Source organism: Leeuwenhoekiella sp. CH_XMU1409-2 (assembly GCF_037029365.1).
GTDB classification, from domain to species: Bacteria; Bacteroidota; Bacteroidia; order Flavobacteriales; family Flavobacteriaceae; genus Leeuwenhoekiella; species Leeuwenhoekiella blandensis.
The window spans coordinates 87,726-107,268 of the sequence record NZ_JAYMEI010000011.1; the positions used below are offsets into that span (position 1 = coordinate 87,726).

The window sequence follows — 19,543 nt, forward strand, 5'->3', positions numbered from 1 at the left end:
AGCAGTATTTAAAAGCAGCTTACTTTTTTCCTTTGTAGTATTCTTTTAAAACGCTTTTGCGACCAATGGTTGCTGTGATAATATCTTTTTCCAGATCCCAACCGCGCGCCGGACTGTACTGTCGCCCGTACCAGATGATCTGTAGGTGCAGTTCGTTCCAAAGATCTTTTGGGAAAAGACGTTTGGCATCTTTTTCGGTTTGTACTACGTTTTTTCCATTGGTTAAATTCCAGCGATACATAAGGCGATGAATATGCGTATCAACGGGAAAGGCAGGAATATTAAAGGCCTGAGAAACCACGACACTTGCTGTCTTATGACCAACCGCAGGGAGCTGTTCTAAAGCTTCTATACTCTCGGGAACTCTTCCATCGTATTTATCGATCAGAATCTGAGAAAGTCCGTGAATGCCTTTTGCCTTCATCGGCGATAATCCCACCGGCTTGATGATCTCCCGTATTTCTTCCACAGAAAGCTTGATCATATCATACGGATTATCGGCAACTTCAAAAAGAAGCGGCGTGATCTGATTGACCTTAACATCGGTACTCTGCGCACTCATCAAAACGGCGATAAGTAAAGTGTACGGATCTTTATGATCTAACGGAATGGGAATCTGCGGATAAAGTCGCTTTAACGTATCTATAACAAAGGTTACCTTCTCGGCTTTAGTCATTATCTGTAATTTTGAAAACGAAAATACAAAGAAGCGAATTTTTGATATCTTAAAAAGAATCAATTCTACACATTTAAATATAGAAAACCATGAATATGCTAAAAGAAGGAGATCAAGTACCTGCATTTACAACCAAAGATCAGGACGGAAACGAAGTACAATGGAGCGATTATGCAGACAAAAAAGTCGTTGTGTTTTTCTACCCAAAAGCGTCAACGCCGGGATGTACCGCAGAAGCTTGTAACTTAAGAGATAACTATAAAGAATTACAAGCAGAAGGCTATGAGTTACTCGGTGTAAGTGCCGACTCAGAACGTCGCCAGACCAATTTTAGAAACAAGTATGAGTTTCCTTTTCCGCTCTTAGCTGATGAAGATAAAACCGTGATCAACGCCTTTGGTGTTTGGGGTCCTAAAAAATTTATGGGTAAAGAATACGATGGAATTCATCGCACCACCTTTATCGTAGAAAACGGAACCGTAACCCGTGTAATAGGTAAAGTGAAGACTAAAGATCACGCCGCGCAGATTCTGAACTTGGGGTAAATTTTTAATAAAAAAGGAGTGGCTAGAAAGAAAATAAACGCGCTGAGAATAGATTTTTTGAGAATTTTTCTCAATTAATAATACCTACCCGAATAAAAAGAGGCTGTCTTGACTTTATTAGACAGCCTCTTTTAATACTTCTTAAATAAGGTTAAGAATTTAATTTTAAATCAAGATCTCCTTAGTCAACAAACATATTGAAATTTACTTCAAAGAAATTATTTGGATTGTCAATTGAAGATATTCTTAGTCTAAAATTTCCATCATTATCATTGTTCCCACCACCAAATTTTCCACTTGGATAATACCAGCTACCATCATTCTTTACGTTTTCATTAATTCTTAAAACTTCATTGCCAGAACCAAATTGATCAAAATAGACTTTTATATTAACATAATCTTCTTGACAAAAATAATGAGGTGTCCAAGAGGTAGACCAATCTCCACTTCCAGAAACTAACTCATCACCTTCTTTAGGGTATTTTATAGCGATATTATCATAAAGCCAAAGAGTTGCTTTTTCGTCATAAATAGAGAAACCATCCCAAGAATTTAAAGCTGTACCTCCGTTCATAACAGAGTTTGAATCTGTATCAGGTGTACCCACAATCTTTTGTAAATACCAAGTATTTGGAGAGTTTGTATGACCAAAACCAATATTATGTCCTATTTCGTGAACCATATTATAAACTTTTTTTGAATGAGGTACATTATAATTGTTATAAAAATCTAAGTTTATAATAATTGTTGAACCAACGTTACATCCAATTGGAACTGATCCCATAGCTATGGTGCCATTTTGTAATTGACCATAATCAGATCTTACGATAATATCAGAATTTGTACTATTAGAATAGGATATATTTATTTGAGATGATGTTCCTTGATACTCTAAACTATTCCAAAGATTAGCTGCTTCTTGAACAGCAATTCTCCAGTTATCTGTACCCGAAGACGGGATCGAATTGTCAACATAAATAGTAATATTATTTATATTCTCTTTAGAAACTAATGAATCATTTTTCCAACTAAATTGTTTTGACTGATTTTTTGAAAAAAGTTTCTCTTTAGGTATCATTATATCTCCCTCTATAACTATATAATTTTCAAAATCAAAGGTATCTACAGGAATAGAAACGTTTGATTTGATTACATCCAGATATTCTATATTTTCTGAATTAGATAGTGTATTATCCTGATCTATTGAACATCCGTTTATCAAGATAGAAGAGGTAAACAAAATTAAAAGGTAGCGATTTTTCATCATAAATTGTTTAAAAGGTTTGTTGGAGTAAATTGCCAGATTTCTATAAGTTTTTTATTTACAAACAGTTATATTTTTTTTTATTCACTTGTTATTTTTACATTAATATTTTAACCCCATTACGCGCAGTTGGGTGGCGATACGCAAAGCTTCAGACTTGTGGGAACCGGTAACCAACAAACCTTATAATTTTGATGCTCCAACCTTCTTTGAAGAAGATTCTTTTAATGTAGAATACTTTCGAGCGATCACCAATCGCAATCCTTCTGAAGCAAAAATCGCTCTGGGAAAATGCCTCTTTTTCGACAAAAACTTTTCTAAAGGAAAAGATATGGCTTGTGTGACCTGCCACGATCCCAAACTGGCTTACACAGACGGGAAGGTGACCAATATGAATAATACCGGTTCGCCGTTAAAGCGCAATTCACCTACCCTGATCAATTCAGTTTTTCAACGGGCATTTTTTTGGGATGGCAGAGCGGAAACTTTACTTGCTCAAATTTCAGGCGTATTTACTAACAAAGAAGAATTCAACAGTACGGTACACGAATTTTCTGAAGAAGTCTTAACCGATTCGACCTATTTTGAAGCGTTTAAAGAAGTATTTGGTACGCGCAGAAGCTGGACCAACGAGGAGACCATCAAAGCACTTTCGGCATACATCAGTACACTTAATGGGTTCAGTTCGAAATTCGACAAGAATATGCGGGGTGAAGCAAACACCTTTACTCCAGAAGAACAACTGGGATTAAATCTGTTTATGGGAAAAGCGCTTTGTGCTACCTGTCATTTTATGCCGCTCACCAGTGGGACGGTTCCTCCTTTTTTTACTGATACCGAGAAGGAAGTGATCGGAGTTCCGGAAACTTCAGCCAATAAAAAACTCGATGATGATCTTGGTTTTTATTTTATGTACGAAGAGCCCATTCAATTAGGAATGTTCAAGACGCCGACTGTGCGCAACGCAGCACTTACCGCACCCTATATGCATAACGGTGCGTATCAAACTTTAGAAGAAGTTATTGATTTTTACAACAAAGGTGGCGGTGGCGGTCTTGGTTTTGATCTGCCACATCAAACGCTTCCTTTTGACAATCTTGAACTTACCGACGAAGAACAACAAGCGCTTGTTGCCTTTTTAAAAACCTTGACAGATATACCAGAGGAGTATAATTAGTTAAATAAAGCCTATAAAAATTTAAAAACTTTAGCAGCAACTTAACAGGTTGCTGCTTTACCTTTGTGCCTGAAATGAAAGCAATTATCTATTCATTATTTATGTTTTTGTTCTTGCTCTTAGGAGCAGGACAAACTTCGTATGGTTTTGATATAGATATGAGGTTGCCTCTAGACAGCTCAGAGCATACTGCAAGTGTTGAGCGCGCCAATGATAAAGCAGTTGCCGTAGAACAGCTCACGCTGACAGCGCCAGAAATCTCTGTTAATTCAGAGGAGTCTTATGCACTCTCCGGGCTTGATCTTTGGGCCGGCAATTCAACGTCTTCCACTGCGATAGCAGACGTTGTAGATCTCAACTATTTAAGCTTCAGTGCTTCGATCATACCATCGTTAAGCCGTTTGGATCTCATTTTTCCTTTTCACCTTTTTCCGTAAAGATTATACTACGTAGTTCAAATTCTGAAGTTTAGAAATCCATCTGATCTCTAAACACCCTGAAGATGCTTGCATCTCAACATTTTAAACAACAGTATATTCTTTTACATTATGAAATTAAATATGATCTTGGTTTTTGCCCTTGTGGTAGGAGCCGTAGCAATACCCTATATCTTTTTTGTTTTTTCGGCCTCCAATGCAAAAAAGCTGAGTAACTTTTTTAAGGCACAGGCTGCAAAACAAGGCTTGTCCTTTAATTTGAAAGAGCAGTGGAGCAACCGAATCATCGGGATCGATACTTCAAAAAACGTATTGCTCTACACCCAGTTTATACAGGGCGAATTCAAACATCAACAGCTTGACTTGAATGCAGTAGCCCGAGTACATATTCTTGAAGATCTGCAATCTAAACGCATTGAAGGAAAGCTTAGTTCTACCTTAGAAAACCTTGCTCTAGAACTTGTTCTAAAAGGAAATGAGGCTTCTATTATTCTTAATTTTTACGATTCGTTGCTTGATGCTTCACAAAATTTTGAAATGAAGCGCGCCAATAGCTGGAAAACCACAATTGAAGATCTATTAAAGCAAAATGAAAAGGCTACACACGTGCGTGCAGCCTAAAGTGTCTTTTACCCCTAAAAGACCAAAGCCTCAGTCTTGATAGACTGAGGCTTATTTTTTTGGAATATGCTCTAAATTACTTTCCGTTGTGCTCAAAAAGATAATTGGTGAGCAAGGTATATAAATGTCTGCGGGTATTCATTCCTTCGTAAATTCCGTGGGAGCGGTTAGGATACGACATCATCGTAAACTGCTTGTTTTGTTTGATGAGTTCGTTTACCAAATATTCCATATTCTGATAATGCACGTTATCGTCGCCGGTACCGTGAACCACCAGTAGATTGCCTTCTAAATTCTTAGCATAAGTTACCGGTGAACCTTTAATAAAATCTTCGCGGTTTTCCTGCGGAAGTCCCATATAACGCTCTTGATACACGTTGTCATAAAACAGCTGATTGGCCACTGCGGCTACCGCCATTCCGGTTTGATAAATTTCAGGATAGCGGAATAGTAAGTTCAACGTCATCGAGCCACCACCGCTCCAGCCCCAGACTGAAATGCGATCTTCATCAAGAAAACTCCATTTTTCCAATAAAGCTTTGGTTGCCATCGCCTGATCACGCGAATTGATCACACCCACTTTGCGATAAATAGATTTACGCCACGCACTACCTTTTAAAGAAGGTGTGCCGCGGTTATCCATATTGATGATCACAAAGCCTTGCTGGGCTAAAAAGATATCGTACAAGCCGATAAAATTGTCGGTGGCCATTTGTCCCCAAGGTTCGCCATATACGTGAAAAAGCACAGGATATTCCTGAGATTCATCAAAACCTACAGGTTTGGTGATTCTACCTTCAACTAGAACGCCATCTTCAGTCTCTACCTGAAAAAATTCGGTTTTAGGAAGCGCCAAGCTGCTTAGTTTTTCTTTTAAACCGGCATTGTCAACCAAGACTTTTATGGTTTTGTGATTGGGCAGACTTATCAACCGTACAGTCGTTGGCTCATCAACACTGGTATGCGAATGAATCGCATACTTACCGTTGGGAGCGATTTGATAGGTATTGATCCCTTCAAACTCTTCAGGCGTAAGGCGTTTGGGAGTGCCTTTTCCTTTTAACGAAGTCGAAAACAAATAACGCTGCGCAGGATCTTCCGGCGAAGCCGAAAAGAATACTTCCTTGTTTGTTGCGGTATAAAAAGCCGCCACATCGTAGTCACCCGGAGTTAATAGTTTACGCTCGCCGGTTTCTAAACTTACTTTGTAAATATGACGCCACGCATCATTTTCGGTCATTCTTAAAAACTCAGACTTATCTGGCGTTAGGAGCAAATCATTTTTACCCCATTGGTTGGCAGAAACATCGGGATAATCAAGATCTACCCAGGTTTCTTCGGTTTCGGTATATACTTCTTTTAGGGCTTTAGAAGAAGGTACATAGGTGTATATCTTCAGTGTGTTTTGCTTGCGGTTCAACTGCTGAATCAACAAAAGATCTTCATCAATCCACTGTAAAGCCGGTAAATAATGCTGTACAGGATCACCGGGAACCGGAATCCAAGTAGTCTCTTTGGTCTTAGTATTTACAATGCCCACTTTAGTCGAAGAAGGGTCGTAACCTACTTTTGGGTACTGCAACGGAATAGGCTTTGCATACACAGAATCGGTGGTGTTGATCATATAGAAGGTTCCGATTCCTGAAGCGTCCAGTTGCCAGTAGGCGATGTGTTTTCCGTCAGGATTCCATCTAAAACCATCACGCGCACCAAATTCTTCTTCATAAACCCAGTCAAAGGTTCCGTTGATGATATCGCCCGTTCCGTCTGTCGTAAGCTGGGTTACTTCGCCGGTTTTAAAGTTCTCTTCATAAAGATTGAAACCCGAAACATAAGCTACATGTTCATTAGAATCAGAAAACTTAGCAAACATCAACGAGGACGAAGGAAGCGCCGCGCCCAATTGCTTCAAAGCTTTGGTATCCAGATCATACACCCAATAGTCACCTTTGGTATTTGAGCGCCAAACCCGACTGGTGTTGGTGAAAATAAGCACCTTGCTTTCATCGTTAGAAAGACTGAAGTCGGCTATTTGTAGCGCTTGATCTTCACCCGATGGCGTAAGGGCTTCCGCGCTTAAAAAGATCTCTTGAGCATTTGATTTACTCTCATACTTGATGAGTTGGTCTTGGCCGTCTTCGGTTTGCTCGATGGTAACAAAGGCATCTCCATCATGGATCCAACTTATAGATCGTGCGCTTTCTCCGCGAAATTCAGAGGAATAAATGCGATCTAGTGTTAATTGAGAGGCGTCCTGTGCAATTGCTTTGCTATTTAGTGCAATAGTAAATAGGCAAAGCAGGCCTAGTTTTATAGCTTTCATAGGTTAGTTGTTTCTTAGTTTTTCGATGGCTTCAGGTGTTTTGGCAAGTGGTTCGCCCAATAGTTTGCTTCCGTCTTTAGTAATGACAAAATCCTCTTCGACGCGTATGCCGCCAAAAGATTTGAATTTTTCCACTTCGTCATAATTCACAAAGTCCATATACTTTTTCTGTGCTCTGCGCTCATCGATCAAGAATGGATTGAAATACAAGCCGGGTTCTACGGTAAGCACAAAATCCTCCTGTAGTTCTTTCCCTAGACGTAGTGACTTTAGTCCAAACTCAGTGCTTTTCTTCAGCTCAGGAGTATAGCCCACGTATTGTTCCCCCATATTTTCCATGTCGTGAATGTCTAAGCCCATCATATGACCTAAACCGCATTGAAAGAAAAGCGTGTGAGCACCTGCGGCAACTGCCTCGTCAGCGTCGCCTTTCATCAGGCCAAGATCGGTAAGACCTTCTACAAGTTTCTTGGAGGCCAACAAATGAATATCTTTAAAACGCGTGCCGGGTTTTAAGGCATCAATGGCGCTTTCGTGCGCATTAAGCACGATATTGTAAACGTCTTTTTGCAACGGACTGAACGTTTTTCCGGCAGGGAAGGTGCGGGTCATATCACCACCGTAGCCCATCGTATTATACGCGCCGCAATCGCAAAGCACCAGATCGCCTTCACTCAATACCGCGGTGGTTGCGTGATTGTGGAGATATTGGCCGTCTTTAGTCAAAATAATGGGGAAAGCGAGTCCGCCACCGCCGCTTACCGCGATACCGTTAAGTGTTCCTGCCATTTGCATTTCGGTCATTCCCGCTTTAGTATTGATGATCGCATACTCGTGCATTTTGCGGGTAATATTCACTGCTTCTTCAAGTTGTACCAATTCTTCAGCCGACTTGCGCTCGCGTTGTGTAACGATCGCTTGAATCAAGGCTACAGATTTTTTAGCTTCTACTTCTTGAATCGGAATATCTAAAAGTTCGCTGATCGCAATTTTTTGAGCCGAACGATAGGGTGGAAGGTAATGCACCTGTTGCCCTTTGGCTACTTGCGTTTTTAGATAAGAAGCTACCTGATCTAAAGGTTTTACAGTGCTGAAGCCTGACTTTTCAGCAAAGCTTTCTAATTTTTCAGCAGAACCGATCCAAACTTTTTCTTCCGGAGTAGCATTGTTTCCGAAGAGGATCTCTTCGCCGGTATCGATGTTGATCAGGAAATACAGATCAGGAATATGATCGATCCCCGTATAATATAAAAAGCTGCTATCCTGTTTAAAAGGATACCAGTTATCGGCATAATTCATCGAGCTTTCTCCATTGCCGGGAAAGAGGATGATGCCACTTTTAAGCGTTTGTTTTAGGGTATTTCGTCTATTGACGTAGGTGTTTTTAGGAAACATAAATTGAATTAATTTTTTAAAAGTCAAAGTTTGAAGCCCTGCAAAAAAGGCCGGTTTTGACGATTTGCTGCTAAATTATCGAAATGCAATTAGAAACAATTACCGGTAATTGCCCATTTGTATGCATTTGTTAGCAGTATTTCACGCTTTTTTTGAATTATCAGGTGAATTTTTAATCTGCCTTATGCTTATTTGCTTAAATCCTTTAACATTTAACCTTATCAAGGTTAATAACGTATCAATTGAGAAGCTTTTAACGGAGCTGCGGAAAGCTACCCTTTAAATTGCGTTCAGTTACTAACCAATAAATGATAACTATGAAAAGAATTATTTTACCAATAGGATTAGCATTAGCACTATTTACAAGCTGTGATATCAACAAAAAAGATTCAGCAGAATTGCCTGAAGTCGATGTTGATGTAGAAACTGAAGCAGGTGAGTTACCCGAATATGATATCGAATGGGCAGATGTAGACATCAGCACCAAAACAGAAACGGTAGAAGTGCCTAAAGTTGTGGTTGTGATGGAAGAAGAAGAGGTTGAAGTACCTACCATAGACGTAGATATGCCCGATGAGGAAAATGTTGAACAAAGCCTTGTCGTAGAAGCTGAAATCACCGATACCGAAAAAGATCTTGAAATTCAGGAAGTACGTGCTAGCAATAAGATGCTATATGTAATTGCCAATCTTGAGGATCTTGGAACCGATATCGAAGATCAAACCATGCGTATTCAAGATCAGGTAAACTTAAATGCTCCTGATATGAGTGTAAAATATATCATCGTAGGAGAGCGTCCAGACCGTGTATTCAATAATAAAGATGCATATTATAACACGATGAGCGACTTGCCACAAAAAATTCAAGAGGCTGATGTGATCTATTCAAGAAGCTAATTTATACTAAGAGATATAATACAGAAATAGTACAGAAAGAGAGACCACATTTGTGGTCTCTTTCTTGTTTCAGTTGTTTGCCATTTATAAATCTATTTATCCTCCAAACGGTCTTTTACGTATTCTACTTTTGTTTTTCCGTGGGGTTTGGCGTTTCCGTTTTCATCTAAGCCTACCATCACGATCTTATCGATGGTGATGATGGTCTCGCGCGTCATTTTGTTACGTACCTCACATTTTAAGGTCAGGGAAGCGGTACCAAATTTTACCGGTTCGATACCAATTTCGACAATATCCCCTTCGCGAGCACTAGATTTAAAATCTATTTCACTGATATATTTAGTAACCGTTCGCGGATTCTCTAATTGTATGATGGCGTAAAGCGCCGCCTCTTCGTCGATCCATTCTAAAAGTCGGCCTCCAAAGAGCGAACGATTGGGATTAAGATCTTGCGGTTTGATCCATTTTCGGGTATGAAAATTCATAGTTTTTTCTCTTAAAATTCTAACGTAAAGTTAGGATTTATCAAGGCTTAAAAGAGCTTCATACGGAAGCTTTAGCCTATGCTATGATAACCAATTTATATAGGATTATACGATTTTCAAACTGCTATAACCCTGCCCATTTTGCGTAAGATTAATTAGTTAGATGTAGATTAAGAATCTGGTAAATAAGTAGTCTCTATTTTGTATATTTCATTCAATAGAATTTCTGTTGAAGTTTCTAAAACCGTCTCAATTGTTGTTTTCTCATTAGTTAGTCGAAGAGTTCCTGATCCATTTATTGTTTCACTATAAACAATTTCTGCTTCTAAACCTTCAATCTCAATTTCCTGTCGAGCATCCCTGAAGTATTTATAATCTGCCAAGTATATAATTTTATTTTTTTGAAGATAAAGAGTTTCTTTTCCAAAAGAATTCCATAAATAGCTGCGTAGCATCATAAATCCTAGTCCCCAAAAAAGAAAGAAGATAAAAAACACACCTATATGCAGACCTTTACGATTGAGAATTACCACGCTCAAAGCAACTATCGGAATAAGCGCGCAGACTAGCACTAATAATCCTAGAAAGAACCTTATTATTAATGGGGTTTGCTTGTGATGAAATGTTATAATATCTAATTGCTCATTCATATTTATCGTATTAAAAGATTGATCAAACCACCTTTAAACTGCTATAACCCTGCCCGTTTTGTGTAAGTTGAATTTGCGTTGCAATACGCTCTTTTAAACTGTCTACGTGACTGATCACGCCGATCATTTTTGAGGATTCGGCTTGCAAAACTTCAAGTGTATCTAGTGTTTGGTCAAGGGTTTCGGGGTCGAGGGTACCAAAACCTTCATCAATAAATAAGCTGTTGATCTCGATATTGCGGGATGCTAGATCAGATAGTGCTAAGGCCAGTGCCAGACTTAGAATAAAAGTCTCACCACCGCTCAGCGTTTTGATCGAGCGGCGTTGCCCGCCCATATGCTCATCAATCGCAACCAGACTGTCATCTTCATCCTCAGCCGGTTGGTCTATTTGATAACGGTCGGTAAGGCGCATTAGACGTTTGTTAGCCAGTTGCAGCAGTTGTTGCAGCGTTAAATCCTGGGCAAAATTGTTGAATTTATCTCCTTTTGAATCTCCGATTAGATCAAACAACACTTGCCAATGCTTAGACGATTCTAATTCTTGATCGATCTGTTTTTGAAGTTTTCTAATCTGCTCCAGATTGTCCTTGTGATTTAATAGTTGGCGAGATAAAACGGAAGCTGAATGTTCATTTTGTTGATGCGCTTCTGTTTGTTTCTGATGTTCCTCTTGAAGCGCTTCAAGCGGTGTTTCGCCCACGGTATCTTTTAAGATTTGAATTTCTTCAATGAGCTTATTGCGCAGGGTTTTTAGACGTAAAGCATCTTGTTTGATCTGTTCTAGTTCGTGCTTCCAGGTTTGAGCCGTTGCAGCATTCAAGCGCATTTGCAATGCATCTTCAATAGCATCATAGCCTTTCTCTTTCAATTGATCTAGCAGGCTAACCGTGAGACTTTCTAATTTTTTTGCAAGATCACGTTCTGCTTCTTTAGCTGCATTGAGCAGCTGTTCTTGCTGCTTTGCTGTTTGCTCGTTACGATTCCAGGAGGTTTCCAACTGACTGACGTCTTGCTCAAAATCTTTACCAGAATACACTGCGGAAATGGACGCTGCTATTTTTTTGCCTTTGGCCAAGAGCGCTTTTAAATCGCTTGTTTGCTGCTCAATTTGCCCAAGTGTTTTGATGTTTTGCTGAAGTTTTTCAGCGGAATTTAATTCCTGTTCTTGCTGTTCCAGTTGGAGCTCCAATTCGTTAAACGTGGCGTTACCTTTGGTTTGCATCAGGTTTTTAAATTGGGCATCAAAAGTGGTTTGCTGAGCACTCAGTTCTTCATCGAGAACTTTTATACGCTGTTCGAGCTGTTGTGTTTGTTGCGTTAATTGCTGAAGCGAACTTTCTTTAGTCGCGAGTTCTTTGTTCAGCGTTTTTAATTCGTGTTCTAATTGAAGCACCGCAGCTTTGAGTCCGTTTTCTTCTTGCGGAATATGGGCTGCGAAAGGATGATCAAGGGAACCACAAAGCGGACAAGGTTCATTATTTTGTAGGTCTTTGCGGTAATCCTCAAGTTGTTTTTGTAGCTGCGCTACTTCCAGAGTTTTTTGCTTAGCGGTGTGCTGAGCTTCTTTTAGCTCGATCTGCTGTTTCAGCTGTTTGATCTCTTCCGGTAGAGGGGCTTGTTGCTTTTGCAGAGCAACGTGTTCTTTGCTGCGTTCTTTGCGTTGGGTTTCTAAAGTGCTTAAAGCCGTATGCGCTTTTTCAGCTGCGCGGATGTTTTTCAGCTTAGATTGAATTGCTGCCAGACGTTCTGCTACCGAAGCATTTTTGAGGTCAAAGCGGTTCTCTAAATCTGCATATGCAGATTTAGTCTTCGTAAATTTCTCCTGTAAAGCAGTTTCAAAACCCTTGAGATCTTTTAGGTCTAAACGTAAATCGAACTCCCTAGCTGCCGTTTGCAACGGATTTTTACTGGTTTCGAAAGCGGTGCGCAAGGCATTGCGCTCATCGATCAAGGCACGGACTTCCGCTTTATAACGTTCCATTTTTTCCGGAAAATCAGTTGGCGTGACCGTAAGTTTGAATTGCTCGCTAAGTTGTTGCGTTAAGCGCTCTCGTCGGGTTTTTGCAGCTTCTAAAGCTTCCGTAGCCCTAGTGATTTCGGTTTGCTTTTCTTTTTGCTTTTCCTGCAAACTTTGCCAATGATTGAGTTCTTCTGCAAAAAGTTGAATTGCTTCGTGATGCTTCAGTGCATCTCCTTTTTCTTTTTCGAAGTTTTCCTGAAGCGAGACCACTTCGCTTAATTCTTTCTGTGTTTTTTGCAGTTCGCCTTCTTCGACTTGCAGTTTCTTTTTAAGCTCGATCTCTTTGGTAAATTGTTCGATCGATTGCTTTAATTCCTTTTGCCTCTCGGCTAAAGTTTCAGCTTCTTTTTGCTTTGCTGCGAACGAATCTTCTTCCAACAATTGCTCCCTGAAAGTCTCAATTTTAGCGCGTTTAGCATCAATTTCCTTAGCACGCTCTTTATTCCGAAGAAACACTTCTATCCCAATTCTGCGATAGATATCAGTGCCCGTGATCTTCTCAAGAAGCGCGCCACGTTCCTTTTTGGGCACTTGTAAAAATTTAGCAAACTCGCCCTGCGCCAATACAACAGACTTGATAAACTGATCATAATTCAAACCGATCAGCTCCTCATTTTTTCCCGGCACATCCGACTTTTTTAAATCGAGAATTTCGTTGCTTACTGTGTTTATGAGCTCCATATGATAATCGCGCAGATTACCATTTCGGTTGGTCGAAATTTCCCAGCGCGAGGTAAAAATCCCTTGATTGCATTGATAGGTAATTTGCGCATTTGCGTCTTCCTGATTGCGGGTAAGAATAGCTCCTTTTTTGAGCACCTCGTTCGTACTCATCTTCCCTAAACGTGGCACGTGATTGAATAACGCCAGGGAGATCACATCAAGAATCGTGGTTTTTCCGCTACCGGTTGGGCCTGTGATCGCAAAAAGACTGTTTTGCAAAAAGGGTTCTTGGGTAAAGTCGATCTCGTACTCTCCGCGTAGCGAATTGATGTTTTTAAAAGCAATTTTTAATATCTTCATGTTAAGCGGGATCTGCGGTATTGAGGTGTTCTACAAGTTCTTGAAACGCTAAAGTTACTTGCGTCTTGGTTTCTTCATCATACGAGTTTTGCTCGAGCATTTTGGTAAATACTTCCAGCGGTTTTAGGTCTTCCAAATGTTGCTGGGCGTCAAACAATTTTCCGGTTGCTTTTAGTCGGTTTTTAAAGGTCGCGCGATGCTTGACGATCTCGAGTCCCGGAGTGTCAAATTCGGTAACCAGCGTGTCGAGTTGTGCAATACGATGGGCATCAAAGTTCTCTTCGATCAACTCCACTTCGATGAGGTTGGTGAGTTCACCTTCAGGAGTCAGCGTTTGCAATTTGCTTTGTATACGTTCCAGATCGCCGCTCACTTTGTTCAGCTTTCTAAACGTAGGAATCGCAACACTTTTAGGTTCAAAACCCGTTGAAGTATTTAAGATCAACACCCGTTTTTCATCGGTACGCTCGCTGAAGGAAAGTGGTAAAGGTGAACCACTATAAAAAGCGGGAATTGCTGCGCTTACGCGTTGGGGTTTATGAATATGCCCCAGCGCTACATAGCTAAAATACTCCCCAAACTGACTCGCCTGAAAAGCAGCCTGATTACCGATCTGTATGTCGCGTTCACTCTCTGAAGGCTCAATGCCTGCTGCATACAAATGCCCCATAGCGATCACCGGTAGTCCGGGGAATTTTTGCTTGCAAGTTTCTGCCGCTTGCGTAAAGACGGCTTCAATTCCTTTTCTAATGGCTTCAATGCGGTTTTCATAGGTAACGCCAGATTCTGCCGCACGAATATCTCCATCCCGTAAAAACGGAATTGCAGCAACGACAAGCTTGTCATTATCCTGTTTTCCTTGAACGGGAATCAAGCAGTCTTCCAGATTTTCCGGCATTCCGCCAAGGATATGTACATTTAATGCTTCGAGTATTTCGCGAGGCGCATCGAGCATCGACGGTGAATCGTGATTTCCACCGGTAATGATGAGTTTACAATTGAGATTGCTCAACTGTTTTAAAGCTTTGTAGTATTGTTTGCGTGCTTCAGCAGAAGGATTAGCGAGGTCAAAAACATCTCCGGAAACCAAAACGAGTTCGATGTTTTCCTCTTGAATAATTGCAATCAGCCAAGAGATAAAGCGTTCAAAATCGGTGTATAAATAGTGTTTGTGCAGCTTTTTGCCAATATGCCAGTCGGCCGTATGCAAGATTTTCATGGGCTTAGATTTAATCGCGTAGGAGGAAGCGTGAAGTTACGAAAATTGAGAGGTAAAAGGGATTGTAACTTTTGAGTAATTCTAAGGGTTCATGAAAAGGAAGCTTTTTCAAAACACCTTATCAAAACGCATCCCGTTAAAGGCATAAACTTCACCATTGTATAACCCAAAAAGAAGTCGGTTTGTAGTGTCTTTGTAAATGCTCCAGATCATTATGGAATCTAGAGTATTGTTTATGGAATGATGTTTTACTGATTTTCCATCATAACTCCAGGCGCCGGTGTCCCGATCTCCAAACCAAATGTTTCCGTGAGCATCTTCAGCAATTGAAAAAACGTGCTCTAAAGTACCGGCTGGAGAATGTGCCCCTCTTCTGGAACTTTCGGGATGTATGAGTCCGTTTTCTTCTGAAAAATTGATAACAGTGTCTCCATCGATCAATAAAACGCCAATCCCGTTATTGCCTACCCAAATACGCCCTTTAGAGTCGGCAAACACGCTTCTTATATGAATGTAATCTTCAGGAAGTAGTGCCTTTTTGATCTTCTCAACCGGTAGTAGGTTTTGCCCATCAAAGACGAATAATCCGGCATAGGTACCAAACCAGACCTGGCCTTGGTTGTCTTTTGAAATCCCGGTAATTGCATAAGAATTTTCAAGATCGTCAGAAATTGGTTTAGGAAAGGGTACGTAATTCAGCTGTTGCCCATCCCACCAGTTAACGCCCGGCAGATTCCCGGCATTAAACCATAGGTTTTTTGAAGAAGCTTTAGCAACAGGTTCTGGAAAACCTGTTTCGGTAGTGTAATTTGTAAAGTGTGTACCGTTGAATTTACTTACGCCGTCTGCGGTGCCCAGCCAGATATTGCCTTGCGCATCTTCCTGAATGCTGCGGATTTGATTCTCGGCCAAACCATTTGCCGTGGTAAAGTAGCTAAAGCGCGTTCCGTTATAAACAGCCAAGCCTTCGTTGTGACTTCCTAGCCAATAATTCCCATTTGAATCCTGAAAGATCGCACGAACTCCTGAGGTGAATTTCAACGTATCAGATGTCAGTGGTTGTATCAATTCAGTAAGAGCAGCTGCGTCTGTTTTTTTTGTTTTCTTTTGGGTGCAGGAAGTACTCGTAAAAGCAATACACAGCATAGGGAGTAGGAAGATAAAGGCTTTCATATGGTTTGATTGACGCTCTAAATATAGTCTTTAAATGTTTAAAAATAAGTAAACTAAGCGTGGTGGATGTTTTGAATAAATGGGGTGAAGCGGTTAATATCGTATCAGCACTTGCGAATAATAGACCGTAAGGAGTTCGCGTTTTTCAATCTGCAATCTGTAATTTTCCTAAGGATATAAAAATTGAATATTATGGTTTGCAGAGCATATGCTTTACTTGTATTGTTTTTGTTTGCAGAAACTCTTTTTGCGCAGAAGGGCGATCCACAAATGCAGTATCAACTATCCTTTCCTCAGGCGGAAGCGCATTATGTTGCAGTGGAGTTGCATCTGGACCAGCAGGATACTACCGAAACCACACTCGTTTTGCCGGTTTGGACTCCGGGATATTATATGATTCTCGATAACCCTGCGCATATTATTGATTTTGAGGTGCAAGCTTCTGAAGGTGTTGCGATAGCCTGGAAGAAAACTTCTAAAAACAAATGGACGATCACACATCCTAAAAATACCGAATTAGAGGTAACCTACAGGGTTTATGCTAATCGTACTTCGGTAGCAGAATCTAATGTGAAGGATAGTCGGGCTTTTCTCGCGAACACCGATATATTTATGTTTCCTGAAGGGCGAAAGGAAGCACCCATTTTGGTAAGCTTTCAACTTCCTGAAGCTTGGGAAAACATCGCTACGGGACTCGAAAAAGTAAACCAAAATACCTTTTACGCCGTATCGGCAGATGTGCTTTATGACAGTCCGTTTTACCTCGGAAATCAAAAAATGATCGCGTTTCAGCAATTGGGCAAAGACTTTAGTCTGACCATTGCAACTCCCAAAGGTTTGAATGAGCAACAGTTTGTGGGTGATTTGCGAAAGATCATTTTACGCACAACCTATTTGATGCAGCACATTCCTTTTGAGGAATATGCGTTTATTATGATGGAACCCGGCGGCGGCGGACTCGAGCATGCCAATTCGCAAGCGGTATTTACCTACGGAAGTTTTGATTTTAAAACCGATGCCGATTATAAGGCGTTTCTCAATTTTATCACCCACGAGTATTTTCATCTATATAATGTAAAAGCTTTGCGACCTATTGAATTAGGACCTTTTGATTACAGCAAAGAAAATTACACAACGATGCTTTGGGTGGCTGAAGGCTTTACCGTGTATTACGAATATCTCATTATGCGCGATGCAGGATTGATCAGTGAAGCCGAGCTGCTAAAGTATTTAAGCAGCCATTTTAAGGCGATCGAAAATAAGGAGGGAAAAGAACATATGTCTTTAGAACGCTCCAGTTATGATGTGTGGAATCACTTCTTGAATACTGACGCCATTACCGATGCCACTACGATCTCCTATTATCATAAAGGCCCAATGCTCGGACTTTTGCTTGATCTTGCCATTCGTCACGAGAGTGCAAATGAAAAGTCTCTAGACGATGTGATGCGCGAAATGTATACTACTTACTATCGGGAACAACAACGCGGTTATACCGAAGAAGAATTTTGGGATACGGTAGCGCAAATGGCAGGTAAGCCGCTAACCGAATTGCGTCGCTATGTAGAAACAACCGAAACACCAGATTATGAGAAGTATTTGAGCTATGGGACCTTGTCCTTAGATCTAAGCCTAAACGATGATCCGGAAACAGAACGTATAGAACGCGCTTATGAATTGCAGCGCAAAGCCCCCGAAAATAAACTGCAAGAAGAAATCCGTAAGACGCTTTTTAGAAATCGTCTTTAACCTAAATTCAAGATTTTAATGCAATGAAGTGACATCCTAAAAGGCTTCACCTATGCTTAGGTAAAAATTGCTTCCGTCTCTGGTAAAGGCATAATCAAAGCGAATAAAAATATCTTTTTCTCTAAAGATCAGGAAACGCGCACCGGCACCGGCAGACCATTTGATCTTGTTCATCTCCAGTTCGTTCCAATCGTCAAAAACTTCGCCTACACCGGTAAAAACAGTCGCTCCTAAACGGTCTGTAAAACCGAGTTTAAGCGGTAGGAAACGGTATTCTACTTGCGCAGCGATCTGATTGCGGTCTCTAAACCTTCCGCTAAAATAACCGCGCATAATACTCTCTCCACCTAAGTATGAAAGTTGGTTGAATGGAACATCACCACCAAAGCTAAACTGACCAATAACCTGAGCCGCCAGCACATCTCGCTTGCCTATAGGTGTAAAAAAACGGTTGTCTGTAGTGATGGTCTGATATTTAACATCGCTTTTCCAGAACGGATTGTAATTGAGGTAAGCCAATTCGCTAAAAAAGGCATTCCGCTCATTCAATACATTGTGCCGGGCATCGTAAACCAGACCGGCACCCATACCAAAGCTGGTCGTTCCTTCGGCACCAAAGGGAAGCTCAATGTCCAGAGCTTCGTCGCTGTCTTCGGGAGCTTCAAAAGAAACGTTAGACAGACTTCTAAAGTCGGTCTCGAGACCTACATAAAAGTTCTTTACAACCTTGCGTAATACCCGTTCTTTAATCTGAATTTGCGTTGCATCTACTAATGCGATATTGTCTTTAGGAACATCATTCCCTATCCCGTAATATTTTAGCGGAAAGCGTTCTGCATCAAGATCTCCTAAGAAAAACCATTTGTCCTGGTCAGAATAGACAGCATGATTGATGCGTATGCCATATTGCCCGTTGAAGGTAAAAAAGGCATAAGTGTTGATCTCGCTAAGGCGGTTGTTAATATCCTCATTGGCATAAAACACAAAGAGTGGTGCCACGGCAAATTCCAGACCTGTTTCAGGACGTATACCTAACACCGGATAGATCAGGAATTGTGGTTTTTCCTTAGATACGGTATCATTAAACACCCTATTGAGGTAGCGGGAAATAAACCCTTTTTTGGGAGTTTCATTAGGAATCGTAGTCTCCTGTGCTTGCAGTTGTAATCCCATAAGCAAGAGACCTAGTGTACATAAAAGAAGACGTAATGTTCTCGGCATTGTCAATTTTCAGGTAAAAGTAGCCTTTTAGTCACGGAACGAATCAGCTCAAATTGTAAGGAAATGCTAATTTTTAAGCGGAGGCCATCCCACATTTGGTTTGAAAAGTGTAAGGAGTGATCGTTAAAATTAGTTAACTTTAGAGCAGTGCGTTTTGCTATAACGCTTAAAAACAGACGTTTCATTAAAATCATAATGCTATGCCACAGTATAGTTTGTACATTAACGAGAAAGAACATCAGGTTGATGTTGCTGCAGATACCCCGGTGCTTTGGGTCTTGCGGGATCATCTTAATATGGTAGGAACCAAATATGGCTGTGGTATTGGCCAGTGTGGTGCGTGCACCATTCACCTTAATGGTAATGCCGTACGCTCGTGTTCGCTCCCTGTAAGCGCCATTGCAAACGCTTCGATGAAGATCACCACGATAGAAGGACTTTCAGAAAGCGGTGAGCATCCTGTGCAACAAGCATGGATCGAAGTTGATGTGCCGCAATGCGGGTACTGCCAGGCAGGACAAATTATGAGTGCAGCAGCCTTGCTCAATCGCAATGCGAATCCTTCTGAAGACGAGATCAAAAACGCGATGAGCGGTAATCTCTGCCGATGCGGAACCTATACACGAATCAATAAAGCTGTCGCACTGGCAGCAACAAAAAAATAAT

Annotated in this window: 17 protein-coding genes; 7 read left to right on the plus strand and 10 right to left on the minus strand. The window is 40.8% G+C overall.

Annotation, left to right across the window (positions count from 1 at the left end; genetic code table 11):
• Window positions 1–19 precede the first annotated feature (19 nt).
• Window positions 20–676: an endonuclease III domain-containing protein gene (locus WA338_RS12600; protein ID WP_272985677.1), complete on the minus strand. Its 657-nt coding sequence runs from the start codon at window positions 674–676 to the stop codon at window positions 20–22.
• Window positions 677–765: 89 nt separating this feature from the next.
• On the opposite strand from WA338_RS12600, the gene bcp reads away from it, so the two are divergent.
• Window positions 766–1,221, plus strand: a complete 456-nt coding sequence (bcp, locus tag WA338_RS12605) for a thioredoxin-dependent thiol peroxidase (protein WP_040532804.1) — start codon at window positions 766–768, stop codon at window positions 1,219–1,221.
• A gap of 181 nt (window positions 1,222–1,402) precedes the next feature.
• Here the strand turns inward: bcp and WA338_RS12610 are convergent, their stop codons facing one another.
• Window positions 1,403–2,488 carry a M57 family metalloprotease gene (locus WA338_RS12610; RefSeq protein WP_272985679.1) on the minus strand — a complete coding sequence of 362 codons (1,086 nt, stop codon included), beginning with the start codon at window positions 2,486–2,488 and terminating at the stop codon, window positions 1,403–1,405.
• Window positions 2,489–2,618: 130 nt separating this feature from the next.
• Between WA338_RS12610 and WA338_RS12615 the strand changes: the two genes are divergently transcribed.
• From WA338_RS12615 to WA338_RS12625, 3 genes are all read left to right on the plus strand, one after another.
• Window positions 2,619–3,662, plus strand: a complete 1,044-nt coding sequence (locus WA338_RS12615) for a cytochrome-c peroxidase (protein WP_050759329.1) — start codon at window positions 2,619–2,621, stop codon at window positions 3,660–3,662.
• A gap of 74 nt (window positions 3,663–3,736) precedes the next feature.
• Window positions 3,737–4,099, plus strand: coding sequence for a hypothetical protein (locus WA338_RS12620; RefSeq protein WP_009780859.1), 363 nt, complete (start codon window positions 3,737–3,739; stop codon window positions 4,097–4,099).
• A 111-nt stretch (window positions 4,100–4,210) separates the two neighbouring features.
• Entirely contained in the window at window positions 4,211–4,720 is a 510-nt protein-coding gene (locus WA338_RS12625) for a hypothetical protein (protein WP_009780858.1), read from the plus strand.
• Between the two features lie 76 nt (window positions 4,721–4,796).
• Here WA338_RS12625 and WA338_RS12630 read toward each other — a convergent pair whose 3' ends face one another.
• Together WA338_RS12630 and WA338_RS12635 are read right to left on the minus strand one after the other, a co-directional pair.
• Window positions 4,797–7,043, minus strand: a complete 2,247-nt coding sequence (locus tag WA338_RS12630) for a S9 family peptidase (protein ID WP_009780857.1) — start codon at window positions 7,041–7,043, stop codon at window positions 4,797–4,799.
• A gap of 3 nt (window positions 7,044–7,046) precedes the next feature.
• Window positions 7,047–8,438, minus strand: a complete 1,392-nt coding sequence (locus WA338_RS12635; RefSeq protein WP_009780856.1) for an aminopeptidase P family protein — start codon at window positions 8,436–8,438, stop codon at window positions 7,047–7,049.
• A 317-nt stretch (window positions 8,439–8,755) separates the two neighbouring features.
• Between WA338_RS12635 and WA338_RS12640 the strand changes: the two genes are divergently transcribed.
• Window positions 8,756–9,334: a hypothetical protein gene (locus WA338_RS12640; protein WP_009780855.1), complete on the plus strand. Its 579-nt coding sequence runs from the start codon at window positions 8,756–8,758 to the stop codon at window positions 9,332–9,334.
• 92 nt (window positions 9,335–9,426) lie between these two features.
• Here WA338_RS12640 and WA338_RS12645 read toward each other — a convergent pair whose 3' ends face one another.
• From WA338_RS12645 to WA338_RS12665, 5 genes are all read right to left on the minus strand, one after another.
• Window positions 9,427–9,819 (minus strand): acyl-CoA thioesterase, encoded by a 393-nt coding sequence (locus WA338_RS12645; RefSeq protein ID WP_009780854.1) that lies wholly within the window; start codon window positions 9,817–9,819, stop codon window positions 9,427–9,429.
• Between the two features lie 170 nt (window positions 9,820–9,989).
• Window positions 9,990–10,469 (minus strand): hypothetical protein, encoded by a 480-nt coding sequence (locus WA338_RS12650; RefSeq protein ID WP_009780853.1) that lies wholly within the window; start codon window positions 10,467–10,469, stop codon window positions 9,990–9,992.
• Window positions 10,470–10,491: 22 nt separating this feature from the next.
• Window positions 10,492–13,515 (minus strand): AAA family ATPase, encoded by a 3,024-nt coding sequence (locus tag WA338_RS12655; RefSeq protein ID WP_009780852.1) that lies wholly within the window; start codon window positions 13,513–13,515, stop codon window positions 10,492–10,494.
• A gap of 1 nt (window position 13,516) precedes the next feature.
• The gene (locus WA338_RS12660) at window positions 13,517–14,734 is read right to left on the minus strand and encodes an exonuclease SbcCD subunit D C-terminal domain-containing protein (protein ID WP_009780851.1); all 1,218 of its coding nucleotides are present in this window, start codon (window positions 14,732–14,734) and stop codon (window positions 13,517–13,519) included.
• Window positions 14,735–14,842: 108 nt separating this feature from the next.
• Window positions 14,843–15,907: a ligand-binding sensor domain-containing protein gene (locus WA338_RS12665; RefSeq protein ID WP_336093579.1), complete on the minus strand. Its 1,065-nt coding sequence runs from the start codon at window positions 15,905–15,907 to the stop codon at window positions 14,843–14,845.
• 192 nt (window positions 15,908–16,099) lie between these two features.
• Here WA338_RS12665 and WA338_RS12670 point away from each other — a divergent pair, with 192 nt between their 5' ends.
• Window positions 16,100–17,656, plus strand: a complete 1,557-nt coding sequence (locus tag WA338_RS12670; protein ID WP_336093581.1) for a M61 family metallopeptidase — start codon at window positions 16,100–16,102, stop codon at window positions 17,654–17,656.
• Window positions 17,657–17,692: 36 nt separating this feature from the next.
• Here WA338_RS12670 and WA338_RS12675 read toward each other — a convergent pair whose 3' ends face one another.
• The gene (locus tag WA338_RS12675; RefSeq protein WP_336093583.1) at window positions 17,693–18,877 is read right to left on the minus strand and encodes a BamA/TamA family outer membrane protein; all 1,185 of its coding nucleotides are present in this window, start codon (window positions 18,875–18,877) and stop codon (window positions 17,693–17,695) included.
• A gap of 200 nt (window positions 18,878–19,077) precedes the next feature.
• Between WA338_RS12675 and WA338_RS12680 the strand changes: the two genes are divergently transcribed.
• The gene (locus tag WA338_RS12680; RefSeq protein ID WP_009780847.1) at window positions 19,078–19,542 is read left to right on the plus strand and encodes a (2Fe-2S)-binding protein; all 465 of its coding nucleotides are present in this window, start codon (window positions 19,078–19,080) and stop codon (window positions 19,540–19,542) included.
• Window position 19,543: the final 1 nt, after the last annotated feature.

What these genes read in the sequence shown, in the direction of transcription:
- WA338_RS12600 (WP_272985677.1), bottom strand. Translation starts at nt 676, where the DNA reads ATGACTAAAGCCGAGAAGGTAACCTTTGTTATAGATACGTTAAAGCGA.
- bcp (WP_040532804.1), top strand. Translation starts at nt 766, where the DNA reads ATGAATATGCTAAAAGAAGGAGATCAAGTACCTGCATTTACAACCAAA.
- WA338_RS12610 (WP_272985679.1), bottom strand. Translation starts at nt 2,488, where the DNA reads ATGATGAAAAATCGCTACCTTTTAATTTTGTTTACCTCTTCTATCTTG.
- WA338_RS12620 (WP_009780859.1), top strand. Translation starts at nt 3,737, where the DNA reads ATGAAAGCAATTATCTATTCATTATTTATGTTTTTGTTCTTGCTCTTA.
- WA338_RS12625 (WP_009780858.1), top strand. Translation starts at nt 4,211, where the DNA reads ATGAAATTAAATATGATCTTGGTTTTTGCCCTTGTGGTAGGAGCCGTA.
- WA338_RS12630 (WP_009780857.1), bottom strand. Translation starts at nt 7,043, where the DNA reads ATGAAAGCTATAAAACTAGGCCTGCTTTGCCTATTTACTATTGCACTA.
- WA338_RS12635 (WP_009780856.1), bottom strand. Translation starts at nt 8,438, where the DNA reads ATGTTTCCTAAAAACACCTACGTCAATAGACGAAATACCCTAAAACAA.
- WA338_RS12640 (WP_009780855.1), top strand. Translation starts at nt 8,756, where the DNA reads ATGAAAAGAATTATTTTACCAATAGGATTAGCATTAGCACTATTTACA.
- WA338_RS12645 (WP_009780854.1), bottom strand. Translation starts at nt 9,819, where the DNA reads ATGAATTTTCATACCCGAAAATGGATCAAACCGCAAGATCTTAATCCC.
- WA338_RS12650 (WP_009780853.1), bottom strand. Translation starts at nt 10,469, where the DNA reads ATGAATGAGCAATTAGATATTATAACATTTCATCACAAGCAAACCCCA.
- WA338_RS12655 (WP_009780852.1), bottom strand. Translation starts at nt 13,515, where the DNA reads ATGAAGATATTAAAAATTGCTTTTAAAAACATCAATTCGCTACGCGGA.
- WA338_RS12660 (WP_009780851.1), bottom strand. Translation starts at nt 14,734, where the DNA reads ATGAAAATCTTGCATACGGCCGACTGGCATATTGGCAAAAAGCTGCAC.
- WA338_RS12665 (WP_336093579.1), bottom strand. Translation starts at nt 15,907, where the DNA reads ATGAAAGCCTTTATCTTCCTACTCCCTATGCTGTGTATTGCTTTTACG.
- WA338_RS12670 (WP_336093581.1), top strand. Translation starts at nt 16,100, where the DNA reads ATGGTTTGCAGAGCATATGCTTTACTTGTATTGTTTTTGTTTGCAGAA.
- WA338_RS12675 (WP_336093583.1), bottom strand. Translation starts at nt 18,877, where the DNA reads ATGCCGAGAACATTACGTCTTCTTTTATGTACACTAGGTCTCTTGCTT.
- WA338_RS12680 (WP_009780847.1), top strand. Translation starts at nt 19,078, where the DNA reads ATGCCACAGTATAGTTTGTACATTAACGAGAAAGAACATCAGGTTGAT.